Genomic DNA, 9,086 nt, shown 5'->3' with positions numbered 1-9,086 from the left:
GATTGTTTGTCTGCTCAATCCTGTTAATTCCTTGATTTGAACTGCGTTCAAATCAAGAGAAAAATACTTAATTATTTCTCTAAATTTCTTCTCTGAAATACGGGAACGATTTACATACTTGTTTTTTTACTTTCATAACGGTACTTTAACATGATTTTAAATATGCTTAAGTTGTCATGACCCTTTGTTTATATTGCTAAAAAATCTATGGAAAATTTATTATGGATAAATACCATGATATTTATCCAACTAATTGATTTAATGGTAGGTATTTTTTACACCTCAACAGGAATTTTATCAATTGCCGACTCTGCTTTTCCAATGTTTAATGCCACGTGGATTATGGTTTTATTATGGCTGTGGAAACCAAAATGCCATAACAATCATTCATAGTTAAATTTTAGTTATAAAAGCACAAAGAAAATGCCCGTATAAAGCGGGCATTTTTTGTTTTTCATTAAAACCAAACTATGTGATATTTCGCACAGAAAAAGACATAAATTTGTAGTGAAATACGTAGCCTGACCTTAAAGTACAATCAAAATTTGAAATAGTATTAATGGCTCACAAACCCTGTATGACAACAAACGTGAAAAAAATGTTTAAGAGCGCCCCTTAAACAATTTTTTTAATAAAAAAACTATAGCAATCAATATAACAACACCTAAAGATTTTTCCATAGTTTTTGGCACTATATTTAAATGAGCCCAGGTAAGAGCCTAAAAAGCCACCAAGTATTGCAGCTGTAATCAGAGGTATATATTCTAATAGATTGATTGAGTTATATTGCAAGCGTGATACTAAGCCTAAAAACGATACTATCCAAACAAACACCACGCCAGCAACGGCCGCTTCTTTTTGCGTACCAAGATTAAGCATGATAATTAATGGCACTAAATACACACCTGCCGCCAATGCCAACAATACCTGCTAATAACCCCAATACAGATCCGGCAACTAGCGATATAATGATTTTTTGCCTATGATTTAACTGCAATCTAAAGCCAGTATCTTTCCAAAGGTAAATTCGAGCAGCGACCAAAATAAGGGATATTAGCAATACCCATAAAAACACTTTTCTGGGTAAATTTAATGCACCACCTACATAGGCAAATGGAATGGCAGATATCAAAAATGGCAAAATTATTCGAACTTTGCCATGGTTATTTCTAAGATAGTTATAACTACCAATAGTGGTAACAAATAGATTGAGTGATAGTGAAATCATCGGGATGGTTAAAGTTGAAATCCCAGCAATAACCATAATGGCCGTATAGGATGGGCCGCCGCCCATACCAACTGACGAATACACAAACGCCACTATAAAAAATAGCAGTGGCAATATAAATTCAATTGATGTAACAACCTCCATAGTAGACTATTTTACGGATTTGGATATTAAAAATACTTGACCAAGATCAATGATTATGAGAATACAACCGTTTTATTATTACACGTTAAGACGCGATCTTCCAAATGATATTGCAAGCCTTTAGCCAGGGTGATTTTCTCCACGTCTTGACCCATTTTCTTCATATCGCTAATACTATTACCATGATCAACTCTAACCACATCTTGCTCGATAATTGGCCCTTCGTCAAGATTGGCGGTCACGTAATGGCAGGTTGCACCAATCAGCTTTACTCCGCGATCGGCAGCACGCTTATAAGGATTAGCGCCCACAAAAGAAGGTAAGAATGAATGGTGAATGTTGATAATTTTTCCTGCGTATTTTTCACACAAATCTTGAGGAATGATTTGCATATAGCGTGCCAGTACAATAACGTCTGGCTTAAATGAATCAACCGCATCTGTCATCTTGACAATGTCAATCTCTTTGGTACCTGCATTAATTTCTACTTGCTTAAAATCAATATCGTACCAACTGGCTATTTTTTTCAATCTTTGATGATTAGACAATACGCCAATCACTTTACCTTCCAACTCACTCTCATGATCCCTATGCAATAAATCAGCCACACAATGCGATGACTTAGAACCCATGATTAAAATACGCTTGAACTTGGCGGCATCATTAATCTGCCAGATCATGTTGTATTGGTCAGCCAAATTTTTAAAAGCTTGCTTTAATTCATCTAGCGTACAAGATACTGAACTAACTCCAATTTCAATGCGCATAAAAAATTGGTTATTTTGTTCATCAAGATGATGATGTGCTTCTTTAATGTTGCCGTTACACTCCAAAATAAACTGACTCACAACAGCAACCAAACCATGCGTATCAGGGCAAGAAATCAGTAATCGGTAAACACTCATGTGCGATACTCCGCATTGATCTTAACATAATCATATGAGAAATCCGTTGTCCAGACGCTTTCAGAAATATCGCTTTGACCAATATCAATAGTGATAACAATATCCTCTTTAGCCATTTCAGCACTGCCCGCTGCTTCGGTATAGCTTGCATCTGGCTCGCCAGCTTTAACAATGCTCACCGCATTTAAATGAATATTAATATCGTTAATATTTAGGCCTTGAATGTTCGCACGCCCTACCGCTGCCAAAATACGGCCCCAGTTAGCATCAGAAGCAAATAATGCAGTTTTAACCAAAGGCGAATGTGCAACCGTATAAGCCACCTCTAAACAATCATCATTGCTTACACCGCCTTTAACGCACACCTCAACAAACTTAGTAGCGCCCTCACCATCTTTAATAATTTTATGTGCTAGAGCTTGAGTAACTTCATCTAGTGCTTGCTGGAAATCATCCATACAATCTGATAAATTAACGTCGCTATCACCTGTTGCACTGAGCGTGCAGGCATCATTAGTAGAAGTATCGCCATCCACAGTAATACGATTAAATGATTGATTAGTCGCCTTGGTTAAACAAACCTGTAGCTGTTCTTGAGTGGCGATAACATCGGTAAAAACAAAACTTAGCATAGTGGCCATATCAGGGCGGATCATGCCTGAGCCTTTAGCGATGCCGCTAATGCTTACTGTTTTAGTGCCCACTTTAAAGATTTTAGAAAAAGTCTTTTCAACTAAATCAGTGGTTAAGATGCCTTTGGCAACTTGGGACAGTTTAGTATCAGACAGCTGACTAGTTACCTTAGGAATGCCTGCTTCAAATTTTGATAAATCTAACTGCTGACCAATTACACCAGTTGAAAATGGCAACACTTGCTCAAGCTTAATATTAAGCTCATTGGCTAACAACTCACAAGTTTTAAGTGTATTTTCCAACCCTTGCTTACCCGTACCAGCATTAGCATTTCCACTGTTAATCAACAGTGCTAACGGCGAATGTTCTAAGTGGTTTTTAGCCACCACAACGGGTGCAGCGCAAAATACATTCTGGGTAAATACACCAACTGTCGTTGTGCCAGGTGTAAGTGATATAACCGACAAATCCAATGCGTCATTATTTTTAATACTGGCATTGATTGCCGCACAACTAATGCCTTTGATGTTTAATAACGTATCGCTCATGGTGTGAATATATCCTTAATAGTTAAGGGTATTTTACTGACTTAAGCGGATTTTGATGATTTTTTATCCAAGACCTGAAAAACACTCATGAGCAGCGCACCAAACACCACCATGATTAGCGCTGGAATAGCGGCGCGCTCAAACAAACCTTCGGCACTAAGCTCATAAGTTTGGATGGCTAGCGTGTCCCAGCCAAAAGGTCTTAATAGATAAGTGGCCGGCAGCTCTTTCATTACATCTACAGCCACTAATAACCCACCTGCCAAAATACCTGGCGTCATCATTGGTAAATAAACCTGCCAAATAAGCCTCATTCTGGATGCGCCCAACAAACGAGCACTCTGAGTGAATACCGGTTTAATTTGCTGCGCACTCGCTTCAATAGAGCTATAGGCAATTGCCATAAAGCGTGATACGTAAGCAAATAGTAGCAACGCTATTGAGCCGTAGATAATGTGATTAATACTTTCACCACCAAAATGAATATTAATAATTGATATTTGATTAATGCCATACAACAAACCTACTGCCATCACCGACCCTGGCAAAGCATAACCCAGAGTGGCCAGGCGAATCACGCTCTGAAGCCAAACACTGGTTTGTTTACACCTACCAGGTAAAGCTAAGATAGTAGCAAATGCTATGGTAATCAATGCTGCAGTAATAGTAAGAATTGAGGTTGAAGCAATTAGATCTATATATTTAGCACTCCACTCATCAGCCACCGAAGACCAGCCCCAAATAACCAATTGCAGCATTGGCATAGCAAAAGAAAGCATAAATACACCAAATACAAACAAGCTTATTAACCAGCCTTTTATGCCAGTGGCGTGATACGGTTTTTTATTAGCCATATTAGCCGAATAATACTTAGCTTGACCACGGGCTTTTTTCTCAAAATATATTAAGAAAAACGCCACCAACACCAAGAGTGAAGCAAGTTGTGCTGCCACTTCAATCGATCTAAAATCACCCCAGGCAGAATAAATAGCCGTGGTAAAGGTGTCGTAGTTAAACAAACTCACCACACCAAAATCTGCCAAGGTTTCCATTAAGGTTACTAGTAATCCTGCAGCTACAGCTGGCCTTGCCAATGGCAAGGATACTTTAAAAAATACACGAATTGGACTGGCACCTAATAATCTACCTGCCTCAATCATGTTAATTTTTTGACGTTTAAATGAAGCACGCGTCATCATGTACACATACGGATAGAATACCAATACAAACATTAAGATGATCGCCCACGAGCCCGCTCTAATATCAAACCCTGGAATGCCTAGCGTTTCACGCATCCACACTTGTGCATAGCCTGAATAATCAAACACGCCCAAATATACAAAAGCCAAGACATAGGCTGGAATAGCAAAGGGTAAGAATAGCGCCCATTCAAGCCATTTTCTACCTGGAAATTCAACCATTACCACCAAGTAGGCCAGTACAGTACCCAAGAGAGTAACACCAACGCCAACACCTAATAATAAGATAAGAGTTGAACTGATTAAATCAGATAGAATATTTTCAGAAAAATGTGCCCACAATTCATGCTCAGGCAGAGCCCAAGAAAAAGCCACCACAAAGATTGGCATTGCCACCAACAAGGCAACAACACTTATCCAGATCTTCGATTTAAAGCAATTCTTTTCCAAACTATTTCTCTAGTAAATTTCCAATATTTTAAAACAACAAAACCCAAGACTTCAGCAAGCCTTGGGTTTTACTAAGAAAATACAAACTTATCTATAGCCTTGTATTTGCATTAGTTTTACCGCATCAGCTTGCAATATACCTGCTTGAGCCAAATTCATATCGTCTTGCTTAAACGAGCCCCATGCTGATACCACATCATCGGAAGCGATATTTTGATTAGCCGGATACTCCTTATTAAGTGAGCCATAAATAGCTTGTGCTTTAGCTGATGACAACCATTCTAACAACTGAATGGCAGCTTTAGCATTCGAAGCATACTTAGTAACGCCTGCACCTGATACATTGACATGTACACCTGTAGTATTTTGATTTGCCCAAAATAACTTCAATGGTGAATTTGGCTTCTTATCCATTAAACGACCATAGTAATAAGTATTCACCAAACCAACATCACATTGTCCTGACAAAATAGCACTCATAACGTGAGAGTCTTTTGCATTAGGTGTGGCCGCTAAATTATTGATCCAACCTTTAACGATATCAGCTGTTTTATCTTTGCCATGATGATGAATCAACGATGATACCAAAGACTTGGTATAGACTTTTTTGCTGGTTCTTAAACATAGACGACCTGCCCACTTATCAGTTGCTAAATCAGCGTAAGTTGACAGCTCCTCTGACTGAACACGGTCTGTATTGTAAACAATAGTTCTTGCACGAACCGACAATCCTGTCCACAAACCTTGTGGATCTCTTAAGTAAGCAGGAATGTTACTTTTTAATGTATCGGTCTGAACGCCTTGGAATAAATCTTGTGAGCCGGCATACCAAAGGTTGCCTGCATCAACTGTCATAAACATGTCAGCTTTTGTATTAGTGCCTTCAAGTTTTAAACGCTCAATTAGTGCGCCACCCTTGCCTGTTAAGTACTCAACTTTAATACCTGTGTCTTTTGTAAACGCCTCAAATAATGGCTTGATTAAATGCTCTTTTCTAGAACTATACACAGTTACTAATTCATCAGTTGCAGCTTGTACTGCTGTAATGCTTGATACTGTTAAGATTGAAAACATAACAGTTGATGAAACTAAAGTTTTAATATTCATTTTTCTCCTTGAAATAATTATAAATGATAATGATTATCAATTACGAATGATACCTATTATCAATTTATAGTCAACTGTTTATTTTGAATAATACCCACTTTATCAGCAAGTGAATTGACCTCATCTTTATCATGAGTGACCAAGATAGAAGTGGTGTTAGTTTTTTTAAGAATTTGACGAACTTGAAGAACCAAATGATCTTTATGGCTTTTATCCAAACTAGAAAAAGGCTCATCCATCAGTAATATTTTTGGCTCTGGCGCCAAGGCGCGTGCAAGCGATACTCTTTGCTGCTCACCACCAGAAAGTTGATGAGGATACTTATCCTCAGAGCCCTCTAAACCAATCATGGCTAACAGTTCTAAAACTTGCTTTCTTTGTGCTGATTTGGATAAATGGTTAATACCAAAACTGATATTTTTAAAAATATTCATATGTGGGAAGAGTGCATAATCTTGAAATACCATACCCACTTCGCGAGATTCTGGTGCAACTAAATGCTGGCCGTTTTTAGATAATTGCACGCCGTCTAATTCTACTTCGCCTTGATACGTTTCATCTAATCCTGCAATAAAGCGCAGTGTAGAGCTTTTCCCACAGCCACTGTCACCCAACAAAGCTAAGATTTCACCCTGTTCGAGGTTTAATTCAAAACCGTCTAGAACGCTATTATCTTGATATTTAATGGATAAATTATTGACAGTTAACATGTAAAGTGTAAATACTAATAAGAATGATTCTCACTATTATATAAGAATCTACTGTTGATAACAACACCTTATTCAAACACTTTACTACTACTTACAGTGTCGACACCCGCTTTCAGTTACAATCGGAATCACCATATCCCTGGCATTTTTACCTGTTCGCATTAACATCGCAACCGATCCAATTAGAATCAGAATTGACATACCAATCCATAATAATGAGCTCATTGGGTGTAGTGTAAATGTGCCCACTTGATAAAATACAGTTGCTGAAAAATAAGCCAATCCTGTGGCCCATAACGCACCAACAATGGCCCAAGTTTTACCCACTTCTCGCATCATTGCGCCAAATGCAGCCACACAAGGAAAGTAAAGCAAAATAAATAATAGATAAGCAAAGGCACCTATCTTGCCGTCAAAACGCAACACCATAGCGCCAAAAGTTGCTGTAGACACCTCTTGTGTTTGCGCAGCTTGCGTTTGTGAGTGCGTATCATCAAGAACGCCCAAACCCAAAGGATCATATAAATTTCTAAGTGCATCGCCCAAGTTAATCGGGATGGTTTCTACCGCTTCAGTTAATCCACCCATTAAACTGTATTCAGCCTCAGCTTGCTCACCGCCTTTCTCTTCACTATCAATACTTGAATAAAGAGAATTTAGCGTACCTACTACCACTTCTTTAGCCAAAATACCCGTCACAATGCCTACTGTTGCTGGCCAATTATCCTCATGGATTCCCATTGGTTCAAATATAGGTGTGATGGTTTGTGCCACTTTACTTAACAATGAATCTTTAGAGTCTTGATTGCCAAAACTACCACCAGTACAATAATCTTACCTGCACCCAAAATAAAGCCTTTTAATTTATTCCAAGTATTGATCATTAAGTTTCTAAATGATGGCAATTGGTAATTAGGCAGCTCCATTAAAAAATCACTGGTATCTGTGCCACCTTTAAATGCACGCTTAAGAATCAACCCAGTTAATACCGCAAAAAGAACGCCAATCAAATAAAGAGCAAATACAATATTCTGCCCACCTACTGGAAAGAAAGCAGCTGCAAATAAAGCATATACTGCCAGCCTTGCACCGCAAGACATAAACGGCGACATTAATACTGTCGTTACCCGCTCACGATGAGTATCAAGCGTACGCGCCGCCATAATGCCTGGCACGTTACAACCAAAGCCAACAATTAGGGGGATGAATGCCTTACCAGATAAGCCGATTTTTCTCATGAATTGATCCATCACAAAGGCGGCTCTAGCCATGTATCCCACTTCTTCTAATAACGTTAAGAACAGATAGAGTGCTGCAATAATTGGAATAAAGGTAGCCGCCACTTGAATACCGCCGCCAATACCGTCAGCAATAACAACGGTAATAAATTCTGGCGTATTGATGCCGTTAAGCAAATAAGCAACGCCGTCAATAAAGATTACGCCGGCCGTCATATCAAAGAAATCAATCAACACACCGCCAAAGTTAATACTCACCAAAAATAACAAATACATAACAATCAAGAAAAACGGCACACCTGTTAATGAGCCTAGTATTAGCTTATCAACTTTATCTGAAATGGTTTTTTTAAGATTGGCATCATGCTTAATGACTGCATTAGCAAATTTATTGGCTTGGGTAAATCTAGCTTCAGCCTCTAGCAGTTCAACCTGTTTATCATTATCTGCATCTTTTTCTGTTTGAATTTTCTCAGTTGGATATTCAACTACTAGTTTAGATGCGGGTTCGAATTGGTCAATTGCATTTGAAAACGTTGAAAAATCAATAGATTCTTTCAATGAAATTGGAATCACTTCACAGCCTAATGTTTGTTTAAGCTTATCAATATCAAGCTGCATGCCTCGCTTACGCACTACATCCATCATATTAAGTAGTACAACAACATTCACACCCAACTCTCTCAATTGAGTAGTTAGGTATAGGCCACGCTCAAGTGTGGATGCATCAACGATATTGAAATACAAATGATCTGGATTATTGAGTGCAAAATTTCTAGCAATTTGTTCATCCATTGAGGGGTTTTTGTCATCAATAGAATACACACCTGGCAAATCAACAATTTGGTAGATTTTACCTTGGTTGTTAAAATCACCCTCTTTACGATCAACCGTTACACCGGGCCAATTTCCTGTGCGCTGCTT

Annotated in this window: 9 protein-coding genes and 2 pseudogenes; 1 reads left to right on the top strand and 10 read right to left on the bottom strand. The window is 38.4% G+C overall.

Translation table 11 applies throughout. The features are described 5' to 3' along the window. Positions 1–99 (bottom strand): annotated as a pseudogene (locus tag BTHERMOSOX_RS07735) (IS1595 family transposase); the annotation flags it as partial. A 135-nt stretch (positions 100–234) separates the two neighbouring features. On the opposite strand from BTHERMOSOX_RS07735, the gene BTHERMOSOX_RS07730 reads away from it, so the two are divergent. After that, positions 235–393, top strand: coding sequence for a hypothetical protein (locus BTHERMOSOX_RS07730; protein ID WP_212744635.1), 159 nt, complete (start codon positions 235–237; stop codon positions 391–393). A gap of 222 nt (positions 394–615) precedes the next feature. On the opposite strand, the gene BTHERMOSOX_RS07725 is transcribed toward BTHERMOSOX_RS07730, so the two are convergent. The 9 genes and pseudogenes from BTHERMOSOX_RS07725 to feoB all read right to left on the bottom strand — a co-directional run. Next, entirely contained in the window at positions 616–894 is a 279-nt protein-coding gene (locus BTHERMOSOX_RS07725) for a hypothetical protein (protein WP_138120515.1), read from the bottom strand. Beyond that, the gene (locus BTHERMOSOX_RS07720) at positions 872–1,372 is read right to left on the bottom strand and encodes a sulfite exporter TauE/SafE family protein (protein WP_138120514.1); all 501 of its coding nucleotides are present in this window, start codon (positions 1,370–1,372) and stop codon (positions 872–874) included. The genes BTHERMOSOX_RS07725 and BTHERMOSOX_RS07720 overlap by 23 nt, the downstream gene beginning before the upstream one ends. A 53-nt stretch (positions 1,373–1,425) precedes the next feature. Continuing rightward, positions 1,426–2,277, bottom strand: coding sequence for a formyltetrahydrofolate deformylase (gene purU / locus BTHERMOSOX_RS07715; protein WP_138120513.1), 852 nt, complete (start codon positions 2,275–2,277; stop codon positions 1,426–1,428). Continuing rightward, entirely contained in the window at positions 2,274–3,458 is a 1,185-nt protein-coding gene (gene argJ / locus BTHERMOSOX_RS07710) for a bifunctional glutamate N-acetyltransferase/amino-acid acetyltransferase ArgJ (protein WP_138120512.1), read from the bottom strand. Before argJ ends, purU begins: the two co-directional genes overlap by 4 nt. A 41-nt stretch (positions 3,459–3,499) precedes the next feature. Continuing rightward, positions 3,500–5,107 carry an ABC transporter permease gene (locus BTHERMOSOX_RS07705; protein ID WP_249360650.1) on the bottom strand — a complete coding sequence of 536 codons (1,608 nt, stop codon included), beginning with the start codon at positions 5,105–5,107 and terminating at the stop codon, positions 3,500–3,502. 87 nt (positions 5,108–5,194) lie between these two features. Beyond that, positions 5,195–6,214, bottom strand: a complete 1,020-nt coding sequence (locus BTHERMOSOX_RS07700) for an extracellular solute-binding protein (protein ID WP_138120511.1) — start codon at positions 6,212–6,214, stop codon at positions 5,195–5,197. A gap of 59 nt (positions 6,215–6,273) precedes the next feature. Next, the gene (locus BTHERMOSOX_RS07695) at positions 6,274–6,924 is read right to left on the bottom strand and encodes an ABC transporter ATP-binding protein (protein WP_138120510.1); all 651 of its coding nucleotides are present in this window, start codon (positions 6,922–6,924) and stop codon (positions 6,274–6,276) included. A gap of 378 nt (positions 6,925–7,302) precedes the next feature. After that, positions 7,303–7,665, bottom strand: a pseudogene (locus tag BTHERMOSOX_RS12075) (ferrous iron transporter B); the annotation flags it as partial. Between the two features lie 38 nt (positions 7,666–7,703). After that, positions 7,704–9,086: ferrous iron transport protein B (gene feoB, locus BTHERMOSOX_RS07690; protein WP_249360648.1), on the bottom strand; the 1,383-nt coding region annotated here is incomplete at its 5' end.

Origin of the sequence: Bathymodiolus heckerae thiotrophic gill symbiont (assembly GCF_900128515.1) — a bacterium.
GTDB lineage: Bacteria > Pseudomonadota > Gammaproteobacteria > PS1 > Pseudothioglobaceae > Thioglobus_A.
The sequence above is the reverse complement of the archived record's forward strand: the minus strand, read 5'-3'. Positions and strand labels throughout refer to the sequence as shown.